Genomic DNA, 22915 nt, shown 5'->3' with positions numbered 1-22915 from the left:
GGTCCTATGCAAGGCCACCCCGAGGTGATTCATAGCCTCAGGCAAGGCTTTCCGAGGAGCCCGCCGCCATCCTCCAGTACATGGTGCACGCCGAGCTGGCGGAGAACTGGGGCCTCAAGGCCCTGGCCCGCCACCTCAAGGCCCACACCATCACCGAAATGCGCCACGCCGAACGGCACATGGAGCGCATCCTCTTCCTCGAGGGCTTCCCCGAGGTGAGCCGCATCGGGGAGATCAGGATCGGCAAAAACGTGGAGGAGATCCTCTTCAAGGACTACGAGGGGGAGGTCCAGGCGGTCAAGGGGTACAACGAGACCATGAACCTGGCCCAACGCCTCGGGGACAACGGCACCCGGGAGATGATCGCGGAGATCCTTAAGGACGAGGAGGCCCACGTGGACTGGCTGGAGACGCAGCGGGAGCTCCTCAGCCGCATGGGCCTCCCGGCCTACCTGCAGTACCTCGCCGGGGAGTTTTCCGAGTAGCCTACCGGGCCGGGTCCGGGGCCTTGAGGTGCCGCCTGGCCCAGCGCTCTATGGCCTGGACCACCTCCTCCAGCTCCTCGCCCGCCGGGGTGAGGCTGTAGCGGGTGCGGGGCGGCATGTAGGACTCCACCCGCTTCTCCACCACCCCCAGGCGGACCAGCTGGTCCAGGCGCTGGGAGAGGGTGGCGGGGTTCACGCCCCCCACGGCCCGGGAAAGCTCGTTGAACCCCTTGGGCCCCTCCAGGAGGGCCCGGATGATGTGCAGGGTCCACTTCTCCTGGAGGAGGTTCAGGGCCGCGTAGACGGGGCAGAAGGCCTCGGCCATACCCCCATGGTACCACAGGGGGTAAGCGCTTTGCCCGGTAAAGCGAAAGGGAGCGGCCTTGCGCCGGGGCCCCGGGGTGTGGAAACATGGAAACGAAGGAGGTGAGACTATGAAGGTCACCTTGAGCGTGCTCAAGGCGGACATCGGCTCGGTGGGCGGGCACACCCTGCCCAGCCGCAAGGTCCTCGCCAAGGTGGAGGAGGTGGTTCGGGAGGAGGTGGGCCGCCTCCTCCTGGACGCCTACGTCTTCCACATCGGCGACGACATCGTCCTCCTCCTATCCCACACCCGGGGGGTGCGGAACCAGGAGGTGCACGCCCTGGCCTGGAAGGCCTTCCGCGAGGGCACCGAGGTGGCCAAGGCCGAAGGCCTCTACGGGGCGGGCCAGGACCTCCTCAAGGACGCCTTCACGGGGAACCTCCACGGCCTTGGGCCCCAGGTGGCGGAGATGGAGTTCACCGAGCGCCCCGCGGAGCCCTTCATGGTCCTCGCCGCCGACAAGACGGAGCCCGGGGCCTTCAACCTCCCCCTCTACCTGGCCTTCGCCGACCCCATGTACTCCTCGGGCCTCCTCCTTTCCCCGGAGCTTAGGCCCGGCTTCCGCTTCCGCATCATGGACTTGGCCCAGACGGAGCGGGACAGCTACATTGAGCTGGACGCCCCCGAGCGCCTCTACGACATCGCCACCCTCCTTCGCGACTCCCACCGCTTCGCCATAGAGTCCATCTGGTCCCGGAAGCACGGGGAGCAGGCCGCCGTGGTGAGCACCACGCGCCTGAGGAACATCGCCGGGCGCTACGTGGGCAAGGACGACCCCGTGGCCATCGTCCGCACCCAGAAGATCTTCCCCGCCACGGAGGAGTTCGGCCCCGTCTTCGCCCTCGCCCCCTACGTGGCGGGGGACACCCGGGGAAGCCACCACATGCCCCTGATGCCCGTGCGGGCCAACACCCCGGCCTCCACCTTCTTCTGCGTGCCCATGGTGTGCGGCCTGGCCTTCTCCTTGCGGGAGGGGCGGCTTTCCGAGCCCGTGGACCTCTTCGCCGACCCCGTGTGGGAGGCGGTGCGGGCCAAGGTGGTGGAGAAGGCCCAGGAGATGCGCCGCCAGGGCTTCTACGGCCCCGCCATGCTTCCCATGGAGGAGCTGGAGTACACGGGGATCGCCGAGCGGCTGAAGGCTTTGGAGCGGGAGTTCAGTTAAAGACCGCTAGGGGCGGCCCCGGGAGGCTCCCGGGGCCCGCTTCTTCACTTTCCCGTGGAGGGGGTTTCAAAAGCCTTGACGGGGGGCGGGAAAGGGGGGTATGCTCTCCCCCAAAGAAAGGAGGTGGAGCGTGCGGAAAGCGGGTTTCTTGGCCTTCCTTTTGGCCTCGAGCCTGGGCCTGGCCCAAGGGGTGGTCTTCCTTTCCACCCAGCTCAGGCCCATTGAAGAGGCCCAGAAGATGCGGCAGGTGATCCTGAAGGGCTTCTCCGGCCAGGTCCAGTTCGTGCCCGAGGACTACCCCGTTTGGCTCAACCGGGTGCTGGCCGAGGCCCAGACGGGCCGGGGGACCGTGGGGGTTTTGGGCGGGCTCCACGGGGACTTTCCCCCCTTGGTGAGCCGGGGGCTTCTGGAGCCTTTGGACGGCCTCTACGCCCGGCTTCAGGACCGGGGCTTCCCCCAGGCGTTCGTGGAGCTCGGGCGGATGGGCACCCCGAACCAGCAGTACCTCCCCTGGATGCAGGCCACCTACGTCATGGTGGCCCGGAAGGAGGCCCTGAAGTACCTTCCCCCGGGAGCCGACCTCAACGCCCTCACCTACGAGGACCTCAAGAACTGGGCCAAGGCGATCCAGGAGGCCACGGGCCAGCGCCGCCTGGGCTTCCCCGCGGGGCCTGGAGGGCTCATCCACCGCTTCCTCCAGGGCTACCTCTACCCCTCCTACACGGGCAGCCAGGTGCGCCGCTTCAAGAGCCCCGAGGCCGAGGCCATGTGGCGGGACTTCCGGGAGCTTTGGCGCTACGTCAACCCCAGGTCCACGGCCTACGAGTTCATGCAGGAGCCCCTCCTCTCCGGGGAGGTTTGGATCGCCTGGGACCACACGGCGCGGCTCAAGGACGCCCTGGTGCAGAGGCCCCAGGACTTCGTGGCCTTCCCGGCCCCCGCAGGGCCCAAGGGGCGGGGGTTCATGCCGGTGGTGGCGGGGCTCGCCATCCCCAAGACCGCGCCCGACAAGCGGGCCGCCGAGGCGCTCGTGGACTACCTGACGCGGCCCGAGGTCCAGCTCCTCACCCTCAAGGAGGTGGGCTTCTTCCCCGTGGTGCGGGCGCGCTACGGGGAGGACCTGCCCGAGGGGATCCGGCTCCTCGCCGAGGCGGTCTCGGCCCAGTCCTCGGCCAAGGACGCCCTGCCGAGCCTCCTCCCCGTGGGGCTTGGGGACAAGGGCGGGGAGTTCAACAAGGTCTACCGGGACGCCTTCACCCGGATCGTCCTCCGGGGGGAGGAGATCCGGCGGGCCTTGGACCTCGAGGCCCAGAACCTCGCCCGCATCCTCCGGGAGACGGGCGCCCCCTGCTGGCCGCCCGACGCCCCGAGCACGGGCGCCTGCCCCGTGGAGTGATAGATTGAGCCCGTGGCGCCTTTGAGGACGAAGGCGGTGGAGGTCCTCCAGCGCAACAGCCGGGGGGCCTTCACCGTCCCCGCGCACGGGCTCTACCCTTACCAGTGGCTTTGGGACTCGGCCTTCATCGCCCTGGGGTGGACCCAGGTGGACTGGGAGCGGGCCTGGCAGGAGCTCCTCTGCCTCTTTGACTACGGCCAAGGCCCGGACGGGATGCTCCCCCACATCGTCTTCCACGAGCAGAGCCGGGACTACTTCCCCGGCCCCGACGTCTGGGGCCGGGAGGCCCGGGCCCAGCCCGCCACCTCCGGCATCACCCAGCCCCCGGTGGTGGCCACGGTGGTCCGCTACCTCTACGAGAAGGACCCGGACCGGGACCGGGCCCGGGAGCGGGCCCGGTACCTCTTTCCCAAGCTCCTCGCCTTCCACCGCTGGCTCTACCACGCCCGCGACCCCTACCGCACCGGCCTCGTGGTCATCGTCCACCCCTGGGAGTCGGGCATGGACAACAGCCCAGCCTGGGACAAGCCCCTGAGCCGGGTGCCCGTGGAGAACCTCCCCCCCTACGAGCGGCGGGACGTGAAGCACGTGAACCCCGAGGAGCGGCCCAGGAAGGAGGACTACGACCGCTACCTCTCCCTCCTCTACCTCTTCCGCCGCCTGGAGTACGACCCCCGGGAGATCTACCGCCAGTCCCCCTTCAAGGTGGTGGACGTGGGGTTCAACGCCATCCTCCAGCGGGCCAACCGGGACCTCTACGCCCTCGCCGTCCTCCTTCAGGAGGACCCCTACGAGATTGAGGAGTGGATCGTGCGGGGGGAGGTGGGCCTCGAGGCCCTCTGGGACCGGGAGGCGGGGTTTTACTTCTCCTGGGACCTCGTGGCCGGGGAGCCCATCGCGGTGAAGACCTCCGCGGGCTTCCTGCCCCTCTTCGCCGGAACGCCCCACCAGGGGCGGGCAAGCCTCCTCGCCCAAGAGGCGGAGCGCTGGGGGGAAAAGGCGCGCTACCTCCTTCCCAGCGTGGACCCCACGAGCCCCTTCTTTGAACCCGGGCGGTACTGGCGGGGCCCGGTGTGGATCAACGTCAACTGGATGGTGGCCGAGGGGTTTAGGGACTACGGTTTCGCCGCCCTGGCGGCAAGGCTCAAGGCGGACGCCCTCGCCCTCATGGAGCGGGAGGGCTTCCGGGAGTACTACGACCCCCTTACGGGGCAGGGGAGGGGGGGTGAGGGCTTCTCCTGGAGCGCCGCCTTGGCCCTCTTCTGGACGCGATGAAGGACCGGTACCTTCCTTACCTTCTGATCCTTCCCTCCGTCCTCTTCCTCCTGGTCTTCTTCGGCTGGCCCCTCCTCAGCGCCCTGGTCCTCGCCTTCCGGGAAGGGGAGGGGGTGGGCTTGGGCAACTTCCGCAGGATGGCCCAGGACCTCTACTTTGGGGACGCCCTGCGGAACACCCTCTTCCTCACCGCCATCGTGGTCCCGCTCCAGCTCGCTTTAGCCCTGGCCATGGGCCTCCTCCTGGAACGCCTCGGGCGCGGGCGCGACCTCTTCCTCTACTTCTGGACCGTGCCCCTCGGGATCTCGGACCTGGCGGCGGGGATCGTGTGGCTTTCCATCTTCACCGAGCGGGGCTACCTCAACACCCTCCTCCACGCCCTCGGGGTCCTGGAGGAGCCCGTGGGCTGGCTCACCTACGAGCACCCCACGGCCCTCTTCCTCGCCGTGGTGGCGGCGGAGGTCTGGCGGGCCACGCCCTTGGTCCTCGTCATCCTGGTGGCGGGCCTCCAGCTCATCCCCAGGGAGCTGCACGAGGCGGCCGAGGTCTTCGGGGCCACGCCCTGGGTCCGGTTCCGGAAGGTGACCCTCCCCCTCCTCAAGCCCAGCATCCAGACGGCCTTGATCCTGCGCACGGTCCTCGCCTTTGAGGTCTTCGCCGTGGTGGTGGCCCTCTCCGGCCGGAACCTGCCGGTGCTGGCGGGGGAGGCCTACTTCTGGTACGCCGACTACCAGAACCCGGGGGTGGCGGCGGCCTACGCCGTCCTCATCCTCCTCGTCTCCGTGGCCGCCACCCTCTTTTACCTCCGGGCCCTCCGCGTCCGGGAGGAGGTGTACGGATGAGCCGGGTATGGCCCTGGCTTCTCGCCCTCGTCTTCACCTTCTGGGTGCTCCTTCCCATCTACCTCATCGCCCTGAGCGCCTTCGCTCCCAGGGAGGCGGTCTACGCCTGGCCCAAGGCCTTGTGGCCCCGGGAGGTCTCCTTGGACACCCTGCGCTTCTTCTTCGGGGTGGAGGGGGTCTGGCGGGCCACGGCCACGAGCCTCGCCGTGGCGGGCCTCACCATGCTCTTCAGCCTCCTCCTGGGGGCGCCCGCGGGGTACGCCCTCGCCCGCTACCCCTTCTTCGGGCGGGACCTGTTCCGGGTCTTCCTCATCCTGACCCGCGCCTTTCCCATCGTGGTCCTGGCCCTGCCCCTCGCCGTCCTCTTCCTGCGGGTGGGGCTTTACGACACCCCCTTGGGGGTGGCCCTGGTGCACACCGCCCTCACCCTGCCCTTCTCGGTGATGGTGAGCGCAAGCCTCTTTCTCTCCATCCCGAAGGAGCTGGAGGAGGCCGCCTGGACCCTGGGGTGCACCCGGAGCCAGGCCTTCCTCAAGGTGGTCTTGCCCCTCGCCCTGCCGGGCCTCGCCGCCACCGCCATCTTCGCCTTCATCACCTCCTGGAACGAGGTCTTCGCCGCAAGCGTCCTCACCCTGCAGAACAAGACGCTCACGGCCTTCCTCCTCTCCCTCTTGGACGAGTCGCCCCTGCCCTTTAAGTTCGCCGGAGGGTTCTTCCTGGTGGTGCCCGCCTTGGTCTTCATCTTCGCCGTGCGGCGCTACCTCTTCACCCTCTGGGGCATCGCGAGCCGCTAGGAGGGCATCATGGCCGGGATCCGCGTGGAAAAGGTCAGCAAGCGCTTCGGCAAGGTGGAGGCCTTGAAGGGGGTGGACCTCGAGGTCCGGGACCAGGAGTTCCTCGTCCTCCTCGGGCCCTCGGGGTGCGGGAAGACCACCCTCCTCCGCATCGTGGCGGGCCTCGAGGCCCCCACCTCCGGGGAGGTCTACATCGGGGAGCGCCGGGTTACCCACCTGCCCCCGAGGCTTAGGGGGATCGCCATGGTCTTCCAGAACTACGCCATCTTCCCCCACCTCACCGTCTACGAGAACGTGGCCTTCGGCCTGCGGATGAAGCGGCGCCCCGAGGAGGAGATCCGGAGGAAGGTGGGCGAGGTGGCGGCCCTTCTCCACATTGAGGAGCTTCTGGACCGTTACCCCGCCCAGCTTTCCGGCGGACAGCGCCAACGGGTGGCGGTGGCGCGGGCTTTGGCGGTGGAGCCGGAGGTCCTCCTCATGGACGAGCCCCTCTCCAACCTGGACGCCCTCCTGCGCCTGGAAATGCGGGCCGAGCTCAAGCGGCTCCTCAAGGAGACCCGGACCACCACCCTCTACGTGACCCACGACCAGGTGGAGGCCATGAGCCTGGCCGACCGCATCGCCGTGATGCGCCAGGGAGAAATCGTCCAGCTCGGCACGCCCACGGAGATCTACCACGCCCCGGCGGACACCTTCGTGGGCGGGTTCATCGGCAACCCCCCCATGAACTTCCTTCGGGCCGGGGCCCTGGGGGGGAGGGTGGTCCTCGAGGGCTTCGCCGTGCCGAGCCCGGTGGAGGGGGAGGTACTTTTGGGCGTCCGACCCGAGGACCTCCGCGTGTCCAAGGAGCAGGCGGAAGGAGCCTTCCGCGCCCGGGTCCTGGTGGTGGAGCCCCTGGGCCCCCACCTCCAGCTCACCCTGGAACGGGAGGGCGAGACCTTCCGGGCCCTGGCCGACCCGGACTTCTCCGTGGCCTTTGGGGAGGAGGTCTGGGTGCGGCCTAACCCGGGCCGGGTCCGCCTCTTCCACCCAAAGACGGGGAAGGCCCTCGCCTGAGGGCGGATTTTCCTCCGGCCCCCCTATCTTCGCGAAAGGTACATTTCGCGCATGTATAATGCCCCCATGCCGGAAGGCCCCGCAGCCCACGTGATCTGGAAAACCATCGGCCTCAAACGGCCCGAGAAGGCCCTTTGGCCCCTCGCCCCCTACGCCGAGTACCTCCTCCTGGAGCGGGGCTACTCCCCAAGGGGGGTGCGCCGCTACCTCCAGGACCTCGCCTTCTGGTTCCGCTTCCTCGAGGCGGAGGGCCTCTCCCCAAGCCCCGAGGCGGTGCGGGCCCTTCTCCTTAGGGAGCGCTGGGCCCCAAGGCGCGTCCAGGGGTTCCTGGCCGCCCTGAGGAGCTACTACCGCTACCTGCGGGAGGTGAAGGGCGAGGCGGCCTCGGACCCCACGGAGGGGATCGGCCGGCCCAAGGCCGGGAGGCGGCTTCCCCTGCACCCGGGCCCCGAGGAGCTCAAGCGCTTCCTCGAGGCCTTCCGCGAGGAGAAGGAGGCGGCCCTCCTCGAGGCCCTGGCCCGCTTCCTCTACGGCACGGGCCTCCGCATCTCCGAGGCCCTCTCCCTGAAGGGGCGGAACGTGGTCCTCGAGGGAGGAAGCCCCGTGGCGGTGCGGGTGGTGGGCAAGGGGAACAAGGAAAGGCTCGTGCCGCTCTCCAAGACGGCCCGGGAGGTCCTGGAGGCCTTGGGACGGCCGCAGGGAAATGTGAACATATTCACTTTCTCGCAGGGGCGGCGCAAAGGCCACGTCCCCTCGGCCCGCTGGGTGGAGGCCAAGTTCCGGGAGGCCGCCCTCAGGGCGGGCCTGGACCCCAGGCGCTTCACCCCCCACAAGCTCCGCCACGCCTACGCCACCCTCCTCGTGGAGCGGGGCGTGGAGCTGGACGCGGTAAAGGACCTCCTGGGGCACGAGTCCATCGCCACCACCCAGATCTACCTCCACGCCTCCCGGGAGCGCCTTCGGGAGGCGGCCTCGAGGCTCCCCGAGCTCTGAACCCCGCCCCAAGCGGGCTTGGGCCGGCGTGGAGGTTCCGCCAGGGTGGCGGGGACACTTGACCCTTCGCCCAGGTTGTGCGAAACTAACAAACGACCGTTAGCCATGGACCGCCGGAGCCAGATCCTCACCATCGCCGGGCACCTCTTCAGCCAGAGGGGCTACCACGCCACCAGCATGCGGGAGCTCGCCCGCCACCTGAACCTCCAGGGCGGGAGCCTCTACGCCCACATCCAGTCCAAGGAGGAGCTCCTCCTGGAGGTGGTGCGCCAGGCGGCGGAGAGGTTCCAGAAGGTCTTGGAGGAGCTTCCTTCGGGAGACCCCGTGACCCGGATGAAGGCCCTCGTCAAGGGCCACCTCCGGGTCATCGCCGAGGAGCTTCCCCGGGCCACGGTCTTCTTCCACGAGTGGAAGCACCTCTCCCCTCCCCTCCTCGAGGAGGCCAAGGCCCTGAGGCGCCGCTACGAGGAGGGGGTGCAGGCCGTGGTGGAGGAGGGGGTGCGGGCGGGGGTCTTCCGGGTGGAGAACGTGCGGCTCGCCACCCTCTTCGTCCTCTCCGCCCTCAACTGGACCTACCAGTGGTACCGGCCCGACGGCCCCCTCTCCCTGGAAGCGCTCGCAGAGGCCTACGCCGAGCTGGTCCTCAAGGCCCTTGGCGTGGCGGCTTCCCCGGAAGGGGAACGCCGTGAGGAAGGAGGCGAAGATGGTGAAGCTTAGGATCGGCTACCCCGAGGACCCCGACTACCAGGAAAGGCTAGAAGAGTTTGAGGCCCGGATCGCCCGCGGGGAGAAGATTGAGCCCGGGGACTGGATGCCCGCGGAGTACCGGAGGCAGCTCATCCGCATGATCTCCCAGCACGCCCACAGCGAGTGGGTGGGCATGCTCCCCGAGGGCGCCTGGATCACCCGGGCCCCCTCCCTGAGGCGCAAGCTCATCCTCCTGGCCAAGGTCCAGGACGAGGCGGGGCACGGCCAGTACCTCTACCACGCCGCCGAGACCCTGGGGATCACCCGGGAGGAGATGGTGGAGGCCCTGCTCTCGGGGAAGGCCAAGTACTCCAACATCTTCAACTACCCCACCCTCACCTGGGCGGACGTGGCCATCATCGGCTGGCTGGTGGACGGCATGGCCATCAAGAACCAGACCATGCTGGCCCAGTGCTCCTACGGCCCCTACTCCCGGGCCATGGTGCGCATCTGCGCCGAGGAGACCTTCCACCACAAGCAGGGGAAGGAGGCGGTCCTCCTCTACGCCAAAGGCTCCCCGAAGCAAAGGCGGATGGTCCAGGACGCCCTGAACCGCTGGTGGTGGCCCACCCTGATGATGGCCGGCCCCCACGACACCGACTCCCCCCACACCCCCCTCCTCCTCCGCTGGGGCATCAAGACCAAGACCAACGACCAGATCCGCCAGGAGTTCCTGAACGAGCACGTCCCCGAGCTCCTGGATGCGGGGCTTAGCATCCCCGACCCCGACCTCCGCTACGACGAGAAGACCGGGAACTGGATCCACGGCCCCATCCCTTGGGACGAGTTCTGGAAGGTGATCGGGGGGGAAGGCCCCATGAACCGGCACCGCCTCGAGGCCCGGCGGAGGGCCCACGAGGAGGGGCGCTGGGTGCGGGAGGCCATGGAGGCCTACGCCAAGAGGCGGCTCGCCCAGGCGGCGGACTAGGGAGGAGCCATGTGGGGGACGGAGTGGCCCCGGTTTGAGGTGATCAAGCAGGACACGGAAAGGAGCCTGCCCCAGATGGTGGGCTCGGTGCACGCCACGGACCCCGAGCACGCCCTCCTCGTGGCCCGGCACGTCTTCGTGCGGAGGCCTTCGGCTTACGCCCTCTTCGTGGCCCCGGCGGAGGCCTTCTTCCACGTGACCCAGGAGGCCCTGAAAGACCCCAAGGCCCTGGAAGGGCCCCTGGGGGAAGAAGAGGCCTACTGGGTCTTCGCCAAGAAGAGCCACCGCCGGAGCATGGTCTACGGGGACCTGGTGGGCCGCTTCCTGGCGGAAAGCCCAGGGGAGGCGGTGAAGCAGGCCCTCCTCGAGGCCCAGGGGGTGGCCTTCTGGGCGGTTCCGGAGAGGCTCGTGGTGGGCACCGAGCCCACGCCCGAGGTGGTGGAGAGCTGGTTCGCCCCCGCCCGGGAGAAGACCTACCGCCTGCAGAGCTACTACGGGCTCGTCACCGCCAAGGAGGAGCGCCATGCTTGAGGAGCTCCTGGTGGAGAAGCTCACGGCCCTGGCCGACGACGAGGTGGTCCTCGCCCAACGCCTCTCGGAGTGGGTGGCCCACGCGCCCATCCTCGAGGAGGACATCGCCATCGCCAACCTGGCCCAGGACGAGCTGGGCCACGCCAAGCTCTACCTGGAGCTAAGGCGGGAGCTGGACGGGTCCGACCCCGACGAGCTCGTCTTCTTCCGCGACCCCCTGGAGTACCAAAACGCCGTCTTGGTGGAGCTTCCCAAGGGGGACTGGGCCTTCACCATGGTCCGGCAGTACCTCTTTGACCTCTACGAGAACCTCTGGCTGGAGGAGGCAAGGAAGAGCGCCTACCCCCCCCTTGCGGAGGCGGCCGAGAGGATCCTCAAGGAGGAGCGCTTCCACCTGAAGCACTCCGCCCTCTGGGTGGAGCGCTTGGGCCTGGGCACGGAGGAGAGCCACGCCCGGGCCCAGAAGGCCCTGGAGGCCCTCTTCCCCTACGCCAAGCAGCTCTTCGTGCCCTTGCCGGGGGAGGAGGAGCTTTGGGCGGCGGGGTACGTGCCGGACCTAAAGGCCCTTCGGGACCGCTACTTGGAGGAGGCCACCCGCCATTTGGAGCGCTCGGGGCTCAAGGTGCCGGAAGGGGGGTACGTGCCCAAGAGCCGGAAGGAGCACACGGAGTACCTATGGTCCCTCCTCGCGGAGATGCAGTCCGTGGCCCGCTGGGACCGGGAGGCGAAAGCGTGGTAGAGCGGTACTGGGAGGCCCTAAAGGGGGTGAAGGACCCGGAGATCCCCGTCCTCAACATCGTGGAGATGGGGATGGTCCTGGGGGTGGAGGCCGAGGGGAAAAGGGTCAAGGTGCGCTTCCGCCCCACCTTCTCCGGCTGCCCGGCCATCCAGCTCATCCGGGAGGAGATCGTGGGGGCCCTCAAGGAGGCGGGGGCCGAGGAGGTGGAGGTGGAGGAGGCCCGCACCCCCTGGAGCACCGAGGCCATGACCGAGGAGGCCCGGGAGAAGCTTCTCGGCTACGGCGTCGCCCCGCCCCTTCCCCTCCCCATGGCCGGGGAAGACCCTCCCTGCCCCCGGTGCGGAAGCCGGGAGGTGGTCCTCAAGAACCCCTTCGGGGCCACGCTTTGCAAGACGCTCTACCAGTGCGCCGCTTGCGGCGAGGTCTTTGAGGCCTTTAAGACCGTCTAGGGAAAGGACGCGCGATGAAGCTCCAAAGCTACCTCATGGGCGAGTGGCGGGAAGGCCAGGGCGAGGGCGTCCCCGTGCGGGACGCGAGCACGGGGGAGGTCCTCGCCCGGGTGACGGCGGAGGGCCTCCCCGTGAAGGAGGCCGTGGCCTGGGGCCGGGAGGTGGGCGGAAAGGCCCTTTTGGCCCTGGGCTTCCAGGAACGGGGAAGGCGGCTTAGGGCCCTGGCCCAGTACCTCTCCGAGCGGAAGGAGGCCCTCTACCGCCTCTACGCCACCACGGGGGGGACGAGGCGGGACGCCTGGTACGACGTGGACGGGGGGATCGGGGTCCTTTACGCCTATAGCTCCCTCGCCCGCAACCTCCCCGAGGGCAACCTCCTCCCCGAGGACGACTTCCTTCCCCTCTCCAAGGACCTCTCTTTCCAGGGGAGGCACGTCCTCGCCCCCAAGGGGGGGATCACCGTCCAGATCAACGCCTTCAACTTCCCCGTATGGGGGCTCTTGGAGAAGTTCGCCCCCGCCTTCCTCGCGGGGGTCCCCACCCTGGCGAAGCCCGCCACCCCCACGGCCCACGTGGCCGAGGCCCTGGTGCGGACGATGCTGGAGTCGGGCCTCCTCCCGGAAGGGAGCCTCCAGCTCCTCGTGGGAAGCGTGGGGGACCTCTTTGACGCCCTGGACCACCGGGACAGCGTCTTCTTCACCGGGTCCAAGGCCACCGCCGACCGCCTCCGCCGCCACCCGGCCTTCCTGGAGCGGGGGGCCCTCTTCAACGCCGAGGCCGACTCCCTAAACCCCGCCATCCTGGGGGAAAAGGCCACGGAGGAGGAGCTTTCCCGCCTCGCCCAGGAGATCGCCCAGGAGCTCGTCATCAAGACGGGGCAGCGCTGCACCGCCATCCGCCGGGTCTTTGCGCCAAGGGAGCGCCTTAAGGCCCTCCTCGAGGCCACCCGAAAGCGCCTCGAGGCCTTAAGGCTCGGCGACCCCCGGGAGGAGGGCGTGGACCTCGGGCCTTTGGCCTCCTTGGAGCAGAAGGCGGAGGTGGAAAAAGCGGTGGCGGCCCTCCTGGAGGCGGGGGCCCGGGTCTACTGGAGGCACCCCGGGCGGGAGGACGGGGCCTTCTTCCCCCCCACCCTCCTCCTCGCCGAGGACCCCTGGCCCGGGGCCCTCCACCAGGTGGAGCCCTTCGGCCCCGTGGCCACCTTCTTCCCCTACGGAAGCCGGGAGGAGGCGGCGAGGCTTGCCGCTTTGGGCGGGGGAAGCCTCGTGGCCACCCTCGCCACCTCCGACCCCGAGGAGGCGCGCTTTTACCTCCTGGCCCTCGCCCCCTACGTGGGGCGGCTTCACCTCCTGAACGCCCGCACCGCGGCCTCCTCCACGGGGCACGGCTCCCCCCTCCCCCGCCTCCTCCACGGCGGGCCAGGGCGGGCGGGAGGGGGCGAGGAGCTCGGCGGCCTCCTCTCCGTGAGGCGCCACCTCGGGCGGGTCGCCCTCCAGGCCGACCCCTGGCTCCTCTCCGCCCTCACCGGGGAGTACGCCAAGGGGGCGGAAAAGCCCGCGGAGGTCCACCCCTTCCGCAAGGCCTACGAGGACCTCGAGGTGGGCGAGACCCTCACCACCCACCGCCGCACCGTCACCGAAGCGGACATCGCCCTCTTCTCCGCCCTCTCCTGGGACCACTTCTACGCCCACACGGACGAGATCGCCGCCAGGGAGAGCCTCTTCGGGAAGCGGGTGGCCCACGGCTACTTCGTCCTCTCCGCCGCAGCGGGGCTTTTCGTGGACCCCGCCCCGGGCCCGGTGCTCGCCAACTACGGCCTCGAGGGCCTGCGCTTCCTGGAGCCCGTGGGGGCCGGGGACACCCTCCAGGTCCGCCTCACGGTGAAGCGCAAGCGCCCCCGGGACGAAAAGACGGGCGTGGTGGAGTGGGCCGCGGAGGTGGTGAACCAGGAAGGGAAGCCGGTCGCCACCTACACCGTCCTCACCCTGGTGGCCCGAAAGGGGGCCTTGGCGAAGGGTTCCTGAGCCGGGACAGAGGGACGCACGCCGAGGAGGCGGGGGGTCCCCCTACGAGGGCGACCGCTCCGCCTCCCACCGCTCCTTGAGCCTCCGGAAGAGGGCCTCCACCTTGGCCTTGGGGAGGATCACCTGCTCCGTGCGCCCCACCCCGATGAGGTCCCCGAGCTCGTTGTAGGCCTCCACCCGGGCGTAGACCCGGTTCCCCTCGGTCTTCTCGTGGCGGGCCACGACCCTCACCCGCATCCCCGGGAGGGCGGAGGCCAGGTGACGGGCCTCCACGTAGCTCCCGATCCCCTCCTCCCCCTCCTCCAGGAAGGGGAGGATGATCTTGCGCCCGGCGAGCTCCATGTGCTTGACCATCCAGTAGGTGGCGTAGACGGGGTGGACGGGGCCCAGCTCCTCAAAGCGCACCGTCATCTCCGGGGTGACCACGGTCTCAAAGACCGCCTCGTAGCCTTCGGGGATGGGGCGCATGGCTACTTCCTCAGGTCCAGGACCCGCCTGAGCTTCCCCCCCTCGCTCCTCGGGGCCTGGCCCGGGGGGAGGAGGGTGACCTTCAGGGTGACGCCGACGTTGTCCTTGATCTTGCGGGCGATCCGCTCCCTTAGGGCGTGGAGCCGGTGGTCCGCCTCCACCACCTCGTCGGAGAGGACCTCCCGGCCGATCTCCCGGAAGAAGGGCTCGGAGACCTCCACCTTGAGCTCGGCCTCGTCCAGGGTGCCCTCCCGCCGCACCACGATCTGGTAGTAGGGCTCCACCTCGGGGATGGCCAGAAGCACCGCCTCCACCTGGGTGGGGTAGACGTTCACGCCCCGGATGATGAGCATGTCGTCAGTGCGCCCCAGGATGGGCCCCATGCGCACGTGGGTGCGGCCGCAGGTGCAGGCCTCGTAGGTGAGGAAGGTGAGGTCCCCGGTCCAGTAGCGCAGGAGGGGCATGGCCTCCTTGGTGAGGGTGGTGAAGACCAGAACCCCCACCTTCCCCTCGGGGAGGGGCTCCCCGGTGTCCGGGTCCACCACCTCGGGCAGGAAGTGGTCCTCCCAGATGTGGCTGCCCTGGCGCTCCTCCACGCACTCGTTGGAAACCCCGGGGCCGATGATCTCGGAGAGGCCGTAGATGTTGGTGCTCTTCACCCCAAGCCCCTCGTCCACCTGCTTGCGGATGGCCTCGGTCCAGGGCTCGGCGCCCAGGACGGCGTACTCCAGGGAGAGCTCCTCCGGGGAGACCCCCCGCTTTCTGAACTCCTCCGCCAGGGTCTGGGCGTAGGAAGGGGTGCAGGAGATCACCTCGGGGCGGAAGTCCTGGATGAGCATGACCTGCCTTTCCGTCATCCCCCCGGAGACCGGCACCACCGTCATCCCCAAAGCCTCCGCCCCCCCGTGGAGGCCGAGGCCCCCGGTGAAGAGGCCGTAGCCGTAGGCGTTGTGGAGCATCATCCCGGGCCTTGCCCCGGCCGCGGCCAAGGAGCGGGCCACCACCTCGGCGAAGACCTTGAGGTCGTTTTTGGTGTAGCCCACCACGGTGGGCTTGCCGGTGGTGCCGCTAGAGGCGTGGATCCTGGCCACCTCCTCCCTCGGCACGGCGAAGAGGCCGAAGGGGTAGTGGTCGCGGAGGTCCGTCTTCTTGGTGAAGGGAATCCGGGGGAGGTCCTCGAGGCCCCTAAACCCTTTGGGGTCCACCCCGGCCTCGTCAAGGAGCCTCCGGTAGAAGGGGACCCGCTCGTAGACGTAGACCACCAGGCGCTTGAGCCGTTCTTCCTGAAGCGCCCTAAGCTTCTCGCGGGGCAAGGTTTCCAGTTCCGGCTGGTACATCATCCCCATCACCTCCCAAGCGAAAGACCGTTCCCGTGAAGAGGGCCACGAGCTTGCCTTCGGAGACCACCTCCACCCGGTAGGTGGCCGTGCGCCGGGAGAGGTTCACCTCCACCGCCCTCGCCTCCACCCGCGCCCCCGCCCCAAGGGGACGGAAGTAGTCCATGCGGCAGGAGAGGGCCACGGCGGGCCCCCGGGTGTTGCTGGCCAGGGCGAAGGCGCTGTCCGCCAGGGCGTAGAGGAAGCCCCCGTGGGCGGTGCCGTGGAGGTTTAAGTGGTCCGCCCGCACCTCCCCCGCCACCACCGCTTCCCCCGGGGCGAGGTGGAGGACCTTTAGGCCCAAGGCCTCCATGAAGGGGTCCCTCATCCCCCTTCCACCTCCCGCGCCGCCCCCAGGTAGGCCTCCACCACCCGGGGGTTTGCCCTAAGCTCCTCGGCCCGCCCCGAAAGGGCCACCTCCCCCGCCTCCAGGACCACCCCCCGGTCCGCCAGGGAAAGGGCCATCTTGGCGTTCTGCTCCACGAGGAGGAGGGTCACCCCCTCCCCCTTGAGGGCGGCCAGGGTGCGGAAGATCTCCTGGACGATGAGGGGCGCGAGGCCCAAGGAAGGCTCGTCCAGGAGGAGGAGGCGGGGCCTGGCCATGAGGGCCCGACCGATGGCGAGCTCTCCCCGTAGTTCATCACCACCACCCGGTCGGCGAGCCCCATGACGAGGTCCATGTCGTGGTCCACGAGGAGGACGCTGTACCCCTCGCGGGCGAGGGCCAGAAGAAGCTTCGCGAGTTCCCGCTTCTCCCCGGCCCTAAGCCCCGCCCCCGGCTCGTCCAAAAGGAGGACCTCCGCCCCCGAGGCGAGGAGCCGGGCAAGCTCCAAAAGGCGCTGCTGCCCCGCCGTGAGCCGGTCCGCCCGCTCCCAAGCAAGCTCCCCCAGGCCCACCCGCCTGAGGGCCTCGAGGGCGGTGGCCAGGGCCCTTGCCTCCTCCTTGCGGTGGAGACCGAAAAGGACCTGCAAAAACCCCGCCCGGGTGCGGGCGTAGGTGGCCAGGGCCGCGTTCTCCAGGAGCTTCATCTTGACCCTCCTTTTCTCCGCACCGGGCTTGCCCGGTTTGGACCAAACTAACGGCCGTTCGGTTCGCCTCCCAGTCTAGGAAGGGACCTTTTTCCCGTCAAGTCACGTGCTCGGGGAGGCCCTGCAGGACCGAGGGGCGCGTGGGCACGGGGTTTTCCTCGAGGTCCAGCAGTACGCTCCCCTCCAGGAACCAGCTCTTGGGCGTGCGGTGCCCCCAGAGGGTCTGGCGGCGGGGGTCGTTCAGGCTCCAGCGCACCGGGGGGTGGTCGGGGTCCACGGTGAGGTAGTCGGAGGTGTAGAGCTCTATGCGGTGTCCGTCGGGGTCTTTGAGGTAGAGGAACATGGCGTTGGAGATCCCGTGCCGCCCGGGGCCCCGCTCAATCTGGTCGGTGCGCATGGCCCCCGCCAGGATGTCCGCCGCCTTCAGCACGGCGAGGGGGTCGGGAAGCCAGTAGGCGAAGTGGTGGAGCCTGGGGCCTTCCCCGTTGGTGAAGGCGATATCGTGAACGTTGCCCTTACGGTGGAGCCAGCTCGCCCAAAGCCTCCCCTCGTCGTCCTCCGTGTACTCCGTGAGGCGGAAGCCGAAGACCTCCTGGTAGAACCGCGTGGCCTCCCCCACCGCGGGGGAGAAGACGTTGAGGTGGTCTATGCGCAGGATCCCGGGCCCCCTGTACTCGTGGTAGCGCTGAAGGACCCGGGGAAGCTTCTCCGCCTTGAAGTAGAAGGCCAGAGGGTAGCCGAAGGGGTCCTGCACCTTCAGGACCTCGGGCCTTCCCCAGTCCGCCTCGAGGCGGTGGGGCCACCCCTCCTTGGCGGCGAGGTCCTGGAGGGCCCGGACGCCCTCTTCCGAGTCCACCTTGAAGCCCAGGGCGCGCACCGCGGGGAAGGGGGCCTCGGTGAGCTTGAGGCTCCACTCCAGCTCCTCGTAGCCCCGGAGGTAGGCCGCCTTCTTCTCCCGGTGCTCCAGGCGGAAGCCCAGAAGCCCCTGGTAGAACTCCAGGCTCTTCTCCAGGTCCCGCACCCAAAGTTCCACAAACCCCACCCTCACGATGGCCATACCAACCTCCTGTAGCCCCTTTGGAAGTAGACCAAAGGAGGCCCCTCCTCCCCGAGCTCCACCTCCTCCACCAGGCCCACCACGATCCGGTGGTCCCCCCCGGGGTAGAGGGCGTGGAGGCGGCAGCGGAGGACGGCGAGGGCCCCCTTCACCCTCCCCTCCTCCAGGGCGATTCCCTCCTTGGGCCTTCCCGCGAAGTGCTCGGAGACCGCCTCCTGCCCCTCGCGGAGGAGGCTTACGGTGAAGGCCCCCGCCCCCTCGAGGACGGGGAGGAGCTTGGCCCGTTCGCTCACCGCCAGGGCCACGAGGGGGGGCTCGAGGCTTAGGGACATGAAGGCGGTGGCCGTCATCCCCCTTTCCTCCTCCCCAAGCCTGGCCGCCACCACCGTGACCCCGCTGGCGAAGCGGGCGAGGGCCTCCTTGAAGGCCTCTTTCACGCCTGGACCTCCTCAAAGACCTTGAGGCTTTCCTTGAGGAAAGCGCGGATCCTCTCCTTGTAGGGCTCCTTGTTGTAGACGTTGTAGAGGGTCTGGTACATGCGCACGGGGTCGCCGAAGAAGAAGCGCTCGTAGAGCTCCTGCCTCGCCCCGAAGCCGGAGAGGGTCATGTCCCAGGCCAGGCGGAAGAGGGCCACCCGCTCCTTGGCCTCGAGGGCCGCCCCCTGGAGGAACTTCTCCAGGAAGGGGCCGAGGGGCCCCTTGAAGTCCTTCTCCGAGGGGAGGGTGATGAGGCCGGAAGCCCCGATCTGCTCAAGGATCTCCCGGATCCTGGGGTAAAGCCTCGGGTAGAGGTTCCTGGCCCCGTCCAAGGCGCCCCGGTCCGGGACCAAGAGGCCGTAGGCGTTCTCCTTGGCCTCCTCCTCCGCCCTCGTCCAGAAGGCGCGCATGGCCTCGAGGTAGACGATGATCTCGGCGATCTTCTCCTGCACGTGGCCGTAGACGTCCGCCCCGATGCCCTCGGCCATGAGGGCCGCCACCCCAAGGAAGGCCTCGGTCTTCGCCGTCTTCAGGGCCACCACCTGGTGGGCCATGTGGTTCAGGGCGCCCGTGGCCGCGTAGGCGTTGTTGCAGAGCTCCACGTTCCCCAGGATGAAGACCCTCTCCCAGGGGACGAGGACGTCGTCAAAGATCACCAGGCAGTCCATCTCCTCCACCCGGCTGGAGAGGGGGTGGTCAAAGGGGCTGTCCCCGCCCACCAGGGCCTCCCGGCAGACGAAGTGGAGGCCCGGGGTGGAGGTGGGAAGGGCGAAGGCCAGGGCGTACTTCTCGCTTCCCGCCTGGAGGAGGGTGGAGGGGAAGATGAGGACCTCGTCCGCCAGGGGGAAGGTGGCCGTCATCCGGGCCCCCCGGACCACGATCCCCTTCTCCGTCTGCTTCACCACCCCCACGGGGATGTAGGGGTCGGGCTGGCCCGAGGGAGGCCTCGCCCGGTTCACCTGGGGGTTGGTGAGGGCGTGGGTGGTGGCGAGGTCCTGGTCCCGGAGGTACCGGTAGTAGTTCCGGACGTTCTCGGCGAACTCTCCGAAGTAGTCCGCGCTCGCCGCGTAGGCCATGACCACGGCGTTGAGGTAGTCGGGGCTCCGCCCCATCATCCCCAGGTTCTGGTCGGCCCAGAGCTTGTAGGCCTGCCCCCTCCGCTTCAGGTCCTCCTTGGTCTTGGGGATGAGGAAGCTCATCCCGTGCCGCTTCCCCTCCTCCTCGTAGGTGAGGACCTCCCGGTAGCGGGGGTCGTGCTGCAGGTCGTAGAGGGCGGCCATGGTGCGCACGATCCCCCGGAAGACGGGGTGGGTGGTGGGGTCCTCCACCTTCTCCCCCTTGTACCAGAGGTTGGGGGGACGGGTCTTCAAGGCCTCGATGTACTCCGCTCCGGTCCTTGCCATGGGCTACCTCCCTTACTTCCCGAACTTGGGCACGTGCGGGGGGCGGAGGGGAAGGGCGATGGTCTTGAGGTCGGTGTAGAAGTCCAGGGCATAGGTGCCGCCCTCCCTCCGGTCCCCGCTTCCCTTCACCCCGCCGAAGGGCGTGGGCAGGTGGCGGACGTTGTGGCTGTTCAAGTAGACCATCCCCGCCTCGAGCTCCAAGGCGAGCCTGTGGGCCCTTTCCAGATCCCGGGTGAAGACGTAGGCGGCAAGGCCGTACTTGGTGTCGTTCGCCTTCCTTAGGGCCTCCTCCTCGTCCTTGAAGGGGATGGCCACGAGGACGGGCCCGAAGATCTCCTCCTGGGCGATTTTCATGTGGTTCTCCCCCACGAAAACCGTGGGAAGGAGGTAGTTCCCCCGGGAGAGGTCCTCCCCCCGGAAGGAGGTCTTGGCCCGCTCCCCGCCCACGAGGAGCCTCGCCCCTTCCCGCTTCCCCGCCTCCACGTAGCCCAGGACCCTTTGGAGGTGCTCGGGGTGGATCAGGGGCCCCACCTCGGTCTCGGGGTCCAGGGGGTGGCCCACCCGGATGGCCCTGGCCCTTTCCACCACCTTCCCCACGAAGTCCTCAAAGATCTTCTCCTCCACGAGGAGCCTGGAGCTTGCCGTGCACCTTTCCCCGTTGAAGGAGAAGATCTGGAAGACCACGGCGTCCAGGGCCCTCTCCAAGTCGGCGTCGGCGAAGACCAGGGCGGGGCTTTTGCCGCCGAGCTCCGGGGAGAGGCGCTTGAGGTGGTCTGCGGCGTTGCGCATGACGATCTTCCCCGTCTCCGTCTCCCCGGTGAGGGTGAGGAGGGGGACGAGGGGGTGGGCCACCAAGGCCGCCCCCGCCTCCTCGCCAAAGCCCTGGACCAGGTTGAAGACCCCCGGGGGGAGGTCCGCCTCCTTTAGGATCTCCGCGAGCTTCGTGGCGGTGAAGGGGCTCCACTCCGCGGGCTTCAGGACCACGGTGTTCCCAAAGGCCAAGGCGGGGGCGATGCGCCAAGTGGAGAGCATCAGGGGGGCGTTCCAGGGGGTGATGATCCCCACGGGCCCCGCGGGAACCCGCACGGTGTAGTAGAGCCAGTCCCGGTCCACGGGGAAGGTCCGGTCCTCCATGGCGTGCTCGGCGTACTCGGCGTAGAAGGCGAAGTTCTCCGCCGCCCGGGCCACCTGGGCCCGGACGATCCTTAAGACCTGCCCCGCGTCCAGGCACTCCATCACGGCGAGCTCGTCCGCGTGCTTCTCTATGAGCTCGGCGATCCTCAAGAGGTAGCGCTTCCTCTCCTTGGCCTTGGTGCGGCTCCACCTTTGGAAGGCCTCGTGGGCCGCCTTGGCCGCCCGGTCCACCTCCCTCTCCCCGCCCCTCGCCGCCACGCCCAAGACCTCGTTCGTGGCGGGGTCTAGGGAGGGGAAGGTCTCCCCGCTTTCCGAGGGAACGAACTCCCCGGCGATGAAGTGGAGGGCGGGCCTTTCCTTGAGGCGCCGGCGCACCTCCTCAATCGTCTCCCAGGAAATCCCGGCCACCCGGTCCGCGTACCTCATGGCTCCTCCTCTATGGGGTTCTCCAGGGCCCCAAGGCCCTCAATCTCCAAACGCATCACGTCCCCGGGCCGCACCTGGCTGATCCCCTTGGGGGTGCCGGTGAGGAGGACGTCGTAGGGCTCCAGGGTCATGAACTCGGAGATGAACTCCAGAAGCTCCGCCACGGAGTAGAGCATCCTCGAGGTGTGCCCCTCCTGCCTGAGCTCCCCGTTCACGTAGGCCCGAAGCCAAAGGTCCTGGGGGTCTTCCACCTCCTCCACCACGAGGAAGGGCCCCAGGGGGAGGAAGGTGTCCCGCCCCTTGGCCCGGATGGGGGGGCGGAAGGTGTTGGTCACGTAGTCCCGGGCCACGAGGTCGTTGGCGATGGTGTAGCCCAGGACGTAGTCCAGGGCGTCCTTGGCCCTCACCCGCTTCATGGGGCGGCCCACCACCACGGCGAGCTCCACCTCGTAGTGGACGAACCTCGCCCCCTTGGGGTAGAGGACCACCCCCTTGTGGGGGAGGAGGCTCGTGTTGGGCTTCCAGAAGAGGGCGGGCTCCTCGGGGCGGGAGAGGCCGAGCTCCTCGGCGTGATCGGCGTAGTTCAAGGCCACGCCCAGGATCTTCCCCGGGGTGAAGGGGAGGAGCCAGGTGACGTCCTCGGGCCTGTGGGCCTCCCCCGCCTCGTCCAGGAGGAGGCCTTCCCGGTAAACCCCCTGGTGGACCCTTCCCTTGGCGAGAAACCGGGCGAGCTTCACGCCGCCTCCTTCTCCTTGGGGAGGAGGCCGTAGCGCTCGGCCATCCGCCTGAGCCTCTCCTCCACCTCCGGGGTGGTGGGGCCCAAGGGGGGCCGCCACTCCTTTTCCAGTAGCCCCATCCAGGAGAGGACGGTTTTTAAGGGGATGGGGTTCGTGTCCCAGAAGATGGCCTCGTTGGCCTCGAGGAGGTGGAAGTGGAGTTCCCGCGCCCCCTGGTAGTCCCCGGCGAGGGCCTTTTCGCAGAGGAGGGCCACCTCCTTGGGGAGCCAGTTGGCGGTGGCGGCGATGGTCCCCACCGCCCCCAGGCTCATCATGGGGAGGGTGAGGCTTTCCAGGCCGCAGAAGACGAGAAAGTCCCGCCCCGCCTCCAAAAAGAGGTGGGAGAGGTACTCCAGGTCCTTGGAGGAGTGCTTGAGGCCCACGATGTTGGGGAAGTCCCGCCTCAAGCGCCCCACGGTCTTGGGGGCGATCTCCACCCCGGCCCTTCCCGGGATGTTGTAGATGAGGAGGGGAAAGTCGGGGACGGTCCTCGCCACCTCGGCGAAGTAGCGGTAAAGCCCCTCCTGGTTGGGCTTGACGTAGTAGGGGACGATGACCATGGCCCCCTGGGCCCCGGCCTCCTTGGCGAAGCGGGTGAGCTCCAGGGTCTCCTCCAGGCGAAGCGCCCCGGTCCCCGGGATCACGGGAACGCGGCCCGCCACCTGGTCCAGGACGACCTCTATGGCCCGCTTCCTCTCCTCCAGGGTCTGGGTGCCGGGCTCGCCCGTGGTGCCCCCCACGCTCACGCCGTGGGAGCCCCCCTGGACGACCCGCTCCACGAGGCGCCTTAGGGCCTCCTCGTCCAACCGGCCGCGCCGAAAGGGTGTGGGTAGGGGCGGTATGGAACCGCGGAACATGCTGGGCTCCTTTCGCCTCCCAGGATGCGGGGGCGGGCCGCCGGGGGCAACCGGCGGCTTAGACAAAAACGCGGAAGAGTTTGTCTTTTCGCACAAAACCTCCCGCCCCCGCATCCCTTAGGGGCCGTGGTA

23 protein-coding genes and 3 pseudogenes are annotated in these 22915 nt (G+C 68.8%); 14 read left to right on the top strand and 12 right to left on the bottom strand.

Features of this window, described 5'->3' with window-relative positions:
* Nucleotides 1-6 precede the first annotated feature (6 nt).
* Nucleotides 7-485: pseudogene (gene bfr, locus TTH_RS04990) on the top strand (bacterioferritin).
* 1 nt (nucleotide 486) lies between these two features.
* Here bfr and TTH_RS04985 read toward each other — a convergent pair.
* A complete protein-coding gene (locus tag TTH_RS04985; RefSeq protein ID WP_008632387.1) occupies nucleotides 487-810 on the bottom strand; it encodes a winged helix-turn-helix transcriptional regulator in 324 nt (107 codons plus the stop codon).
* A 109-nt stretch (nucleotides 811-919) separates the two neighbouring features.
* Here TTH_RS04985 and fbp point away from each other — a divergent pair, with 109 nt between their 5' ends.
* The 13 genes from fbp (at nucleotide 920) to paaZ (ending at nucleotide 13782) form a co-directional block, all read left to right on the top strand.
* Nucleotides 920-2011 (top strand): fructose-1,6-bisphosphate aldolase/phosphatase, encoded by a 1092-nt coding sequence (fbp, locus tag TTH_RS04980; RefSeq protein WP_011228346.1) that lies wholly within the window; start codon nucleotides 920-922, stop codon nucleotides 2009-2011.
* A 130-nt stretch (nucleotides 2012-2141) separates the two neighbouring features.
* Nucleotides 2142-3407, top strand: coding sequence for an ABC transporter substrate-binding protein (locus TTH_RS04975; protein ID WP_224065231.1), 1266 nt, complete (start codon nucleotides 2142-2144; stop codon nucleotides 3405-3407).
* A gap of 12 nt (nucleotides 3408-3419) precedes the next feature.
* Nucleotides 3420-4682 (top strand): MGH1-like glycoside hydrolase domain-containing protein, encoded by a 1263-nt coding sequence (locus tag TTH_RS04970; protein ID WP_011228344.1) that lies wholly within the window; start codon nucleotides 3420-3422, stop codon nucleotides 4680-4682.
* Nucleotides 4679-5524 (top strand): carbohydrate ABC transporter permease, encoded by an 846-nt coding sequence (locus tag TTH_RS04965; protein WP_011228343.1) that lies wholly within the window; start codon nucleotides 4679-4681, stop codon nucleotides 5522-5524. Before TTH_RS04970 ends, TTH_RS04965 begins: the two co-directional genes overlap by 4 nt.
* The gene (locus tag TTH_RS04960) at nucleotides 5521-6318 is read left to right on the top strand and encodes a carbohydrate ABC transporter permease (protein WP_011228342.1); all 798 of its coding nucleotides are present in this window, start codon (nucleotides 5521-5523) and stop codon (nucleotides 6316-6318) included. The genes TTH_RS04965 and TTH_RS04960 overlap by 4 nt, the downstream gene beginning before the upstream one ends.
* Before the next feature lie 9 nt (nucleotides 6319-6327).
* Complete coding sequence (locus TTH_RS11690) at nucleotides 6328-7374, top strand: ABC transporter ATP-binding protein (RefSeq protein ID WP_011173056.1); 1047 nt, start codon at nucleotides 6328-6330, stop codon at nucleotides 7372-7374.
* Between the two features lie 51 nt (nucleotides 7375-7425).
* Entirely contained in the window at nucleotides 7426-8367 is a 942-nt protein-coding gene (locus TTH_RS04950) for a tyrosine-type recombinase/integrase (RefSeq protein ID WP_011228341.1), read from the top strand.
* A gap of 105 nt (nucleotides 8368-8472) precedes the next feature.
* Nucleotides 8473-9084 (top strand): TetR/AcrR family transcriptional regulator, encoded by a 612-nt coding sequence (locus TTH_RS04945; protein WP_011228340.1) that lies wholly within the window; start codon nucleotides 8473-8475, stop codon nucleotides 9082-9084.
* A complete protein-coding gene (gene paaA / locus TTH_RS04940) occupies nucleotides 9071-10042 on the top strand; it encodes a 1,2-phenylacetyl-CoA epoxidase subunit PaaA (RefSeq protein ID WP_011228339.1) in 972 nt (323 codons plus the stop codon). The genes TTH_RS04945 and paaA overlap by 14 nt, the downstream gene beginning before the upstream one ends.
* A 9-nt stretch (nucleotides 10043-10051) precedes the next feature.
* Complete coding sequence (locus TTH_RS04935) at nucleotides 10052-10573, top strand: phenylacetic acid degradation protein (protein ID WP_011228338.1); 522 nt, start codon at nucleotides 10052-10054, stop codon at nucleotides 10571-10573.
* Complete coding sequence (paaC, locus tag TTH_RS04930; RefSeq protein ID WP_011228337.1) at nucleotides 10566-11312, top strand: 1,2-phenylacetyl-CoA epoxidase subunit PaaC; 747 nt, start codon at nucleotides 10566-10568, stop codon at nucleotides 11310-11312. Before TTH_RS04935 ends, paaC begins: the two co-directional genes overlap by 8 nt.
* On the top strand, nucleotides 11306-11761 hold the full coding sequence (gene paaD / locus TTH_RS04925) for a 1,2-phenylacetyl-CoA epoxidase subunit PaaD (protein ID WP_024119364.1): 456 nt from the start codon (nucleotides 11306-11308) through the stop codon (nucleotides 11759-11761). Before paaC ends, paaD begins: the two co-directional genes overlap by 7 nt.
* Before the next feature lie 14 nt (nucleotides 11762-11775).
* Nucleotides 11776-13782 (top strand): phenylacetic acid degradation bifunctional protein PaaZ, encoded by a 2007-nt coding sequence (paaZ, locus tag TTH_RS04920; RefSeq protein ID WP_011228336.1) that lies wholly within the window; start codon nucleotides 11776-11778, stop codon nucleotides 13780-13782.
* A 42-nt stretch (nucleotides 13783-13824) separates the two neighbouring features.
* On the opposite strand, the gene TTH_RS04915 is transcribed toward paaZ, so the two are convergent.
* The 11 genes and pseudogenes from TTH_RS04915 to hpaI form a co-directional block, all read right to left on the bottom strand.
* Nucleotides 13825-14250 carry a thioesterase family protein gene (locus tag TTH_RS04915; RefSeq protein WP_011228335.1) on the bottom strand — a complete coding sequence of 142 codons (426 nt, stop codon included), beginning with the start codon at nucleotides 14248-14250 and terminating at the stop codon, nucleotides 13825-13827.
* Nucleotides 14251-14252: 2 nt separating this feature from the next.
* Nucleotides 14253-15587: a phenylacetate--CoA ligase gene (locus tag TTH_RS04910; protein ID WP_164926050.1), complete on the bottom strand. Its 1335-nt coding sequence runs from the start codon at nucleotides 15585-15587 to the stop codon at nucleotides 14253-14255.
* A complete protein-coding gene (paaI, locus tag TTH_RS04905; protein WP_011228333.1) occupies nucleotides 15544-15954 on the bottom strand; it encodes a hydroxyphenylacetyl-CoA thioesterase PaaI in 411 nt (136 codons plus the stop codon). The genes TTH_RS04910 and paaI overlap by 44 nt, the downstream gene beginning before the upstream one ends.
* Nucleotides 15951-16256, bottom strand: a pseudogene (locus TTH_RS04900) (ABC transporter ATP-binding protein C-terminal domain-containing protein); the annotation flags it as partial. The pseudogene TTH_RS04900 and the gene paaI, both read right to left, overlap by 4 nt.
* Nucleotides 16253-16657 (bottom strand): annotated as a pseudogene (locus tag TTH_RS04895) (ATP-binding cassette domain-containing protein); the annotation flags it as partial. The pseudogenes TTH_RS04900 and TTH_RS04895, both read right to left, overlap by 4 nt.
* Before the next feature lie 94 nt (nucleotides 16658-16751).
* The gene (gene hpaD, locus TTH_RS04890; RefSeq protein WP_011228330.1) at nucleotides 16752-17711 is read right to left on the bottom strand and encodes a 3,4-dihydroxyphenylacetate 2,3-dioxygenase; all 960 of its coding nucleotides are present in this window, start codon (nucleotides 17709-17711) and stop codon (nucleotides 16752-16754) included.
* Nucleotides 17699-18148: a 4-hydroxyphenylacetate 3-monooxygenase reductase subunit gene (hpaC, locus tag TTH_RS04885; RefSeq protein ID WP_011228329.1), complete on the bottom strand. Its 450-nt coding sequence runs from the start codon at nucleotides 18146-18148 to the stop codon at nucleotides 17699-17701. Before hpaC ends, hpaD begins: the two co-directional genes overlap by 13 nt.
* A complete protein-coding gene (hpaB, locus tag TTH_RS04880; protein ID WP_011228328.1) occupies nucleotides 18145-19590 on the bottom strand; it encodes a 4-hydroxyphenylacetate 3-monooxygenase, oxygenase component in 1446 nt (481 codons plus the stop codon). Before hpaB ends, hpaC begins: the two co-directional genes overlap by 4 nt.
* Nucleotides 19591-19602: 12 nt before the next feature.
* Nucleotides 19603-21150: a 5-carboxymethyl-2-hydroxymuconate semialdehyde dehydrogenase gene (gene hpaE, locus TTH_RS04875; protein ID WP_011173038.1), complete on the bottom strand. Its 1548-nt coding sequence runs from the start codon at nucleotides 21148-21150 to the stop codon at nucleotides 19603-19605.
* A complete protein-coding gene (locus TTH_RS04870) occupies nucleotides 21147-21887 on the bottom strand; it encodes a fumarylacetoacetate hydrolase family protein (RefSeq protein ID WP_011228327.1) in 741 nt (246 codons plus the stop codon). Before TTH_RS04870 ends, hpaE begins: the two co-directional genes overlap by 4 nt.
* Entirely contained in the window at nucleotides 21884-22783 is a 900-nt protein-coding gene (gene hpaI / locus TTH_RS04865) for a 2,4-dihydroxyhept-2-ene-1,7-dioic acid aldolase (RefSeq protein ID WP_011228326.1), read from the bottom strand. The genes TTH_RS04870 and hpaI overlap by 4 nt, the downstream gene beginning before the upstream one ends.
* Nucleotides 22784-22915: the final 132 nt, after the last annotated feature.

It is taken from the genome of Thermus thermophilus HB8 (genome assembly GCF_000091545.1).
Taxonomy (GTDB): domain Bacteria; phylum Deinococcota; class Deinococci; order Deinococcales; family Thermaceae; genus Thermus; species Thermus thermophilus.
This window is presented reverse-complemented; position numbering and strand designations above follow the sequence as displayed.

What these genes read in the sequence shown, in the direction of transcription:
- paaZ (WP_011228336.1), top strand. Translation starts at nt 11,776, where the DNA reads ATGAAGCTCCAAAGCTACCTCATGGGCGAGTGGCGGGAAGGCCAGGGC.
- TTH_RS04915 (WP_011228335.1), bottom strand. Translation starts at nt 14,250, where the DNA reads ATGCGCCCCATCCCCGAAGGCTACGAGGCGGTCTTTGAGACCGTGGTC.
- TTH_RS04985 (WP_008632387.1), bottom strand. Translation starts at nt 810, where the DNA reads ATGGCCGAGGCCTTCTGCCCCGTCTACGCGGCCCTGAACCTCCTCCAG.
- fbp (WP_011228346.1), top strand. Translation starts at nt 920, where the DNA reads ATGAAGGTCACCTTGAGCGTGCTCAAGGCGGACATCGGCTCGGTGGGC.
- TTH_RS04935 (WP_011228338.1), top strand. Translation starts at nt 10,052, where the DNA reads ATGTGGGGGACGGAGTGGCCCCGGTTTGAGGTGATCAAGCAGGACACG.
- paaA (WP_011228339.1), top strand. Translation starts at nt 9,071, where the DNA reads ATGGTGAAGCTTAGGATCGGCTACCCCGAGGACCCCGACTACCAGGAA.
- hpaI (WP_011228326.1), bottom strand. Translation starts at nt 22,783, where the DNA reads ATGTTCCGCGGTTCCATACCGCCCCTACCCACACCCTTTCGGCGCGGC.
- paaI (WP_011228333.1), bottom strand. Translation starts at nt 15,954, where the DNA reads ATGAGGGACCCCTTCATGGAGGCCTTGGGCCTAAAGGTCCTCCACCTC.
- hpaE (WP_011173038.1), bottom strand. Translation starts at nt 21,150, where the DNA reads ATGAGGTACGCGGACCGGGTGGCCGGGATTTCCTGGGAGACGATTGAG.
- hpaB (WP_011228328.1), bottom strand. Translation starts at nt 19,590, where the DNA reads ATGGCAAGGACCGGAGCGGAGTACATCGAGGCCTTGAAGACCCGTCCC.
- TTH_RS04950 (WP_011228341.1), top strand. Translation starts at nt 7,426, where the DNA reads ATGTATAATGCCCCCATGCCGGAAGGCCCCGCAGCCCACGTGATCTGG.
- TTH_RS04910 (WP_164926050.1), bottom strand. Translation starts at nt 15,587, where the DNA reads ATGTACCAGCCGGAACTGGAAACCTTGCCCCGCGAGAAGCTTAGGGCG.
- hpaD (WP_011228330.1), bottom strand. Translation starts at nt 17,711, where the DNA reads ATGGCCATCGTGAGGGTGGGGTTTGTGGAACTTTGGGTGCGGGACCTG.
- TTH_RS11690 (WP_011173056.1), top strand. Translation starts at nt 6,328, where the DNA reads ATGGCCGGGATCCGCGTGGAAAAGGTCAGCAAGCGCTTCGGCAAGGTG.
- TTH_RS04960 (WP_011228342.1), top strand. Translation starts at nt 5,521, where the DNA reads ATGAGCCGGGTATGGCCCTGGCTTCTCGCCCTCGTCTTCACCTTCTGG.
- paaC (WP_011228337.1), top strand. Translation starts at nt 10,566, where the DNA reads ATGCTTGAGGAGCTCCTGGTGGAGAAGCTCACGGCCCTGGCCGACGAC.
- TTH_RS04945 (WP_011228340.1), top strand. Translation starts at nt 8,473, where the DNA reads ATGGACCGCCGGAGCCAGATCCTCACCATCGCCGGGCACCTCTTCAGC.
- TTH_RS04965 (WP_011228343.1), top strand. Translation starts at nt 4,679, where the DNA reads ATGAAGGACCGGTACCTTCCTTACCTTCTGATCCTTCCCTCCGTCCTC.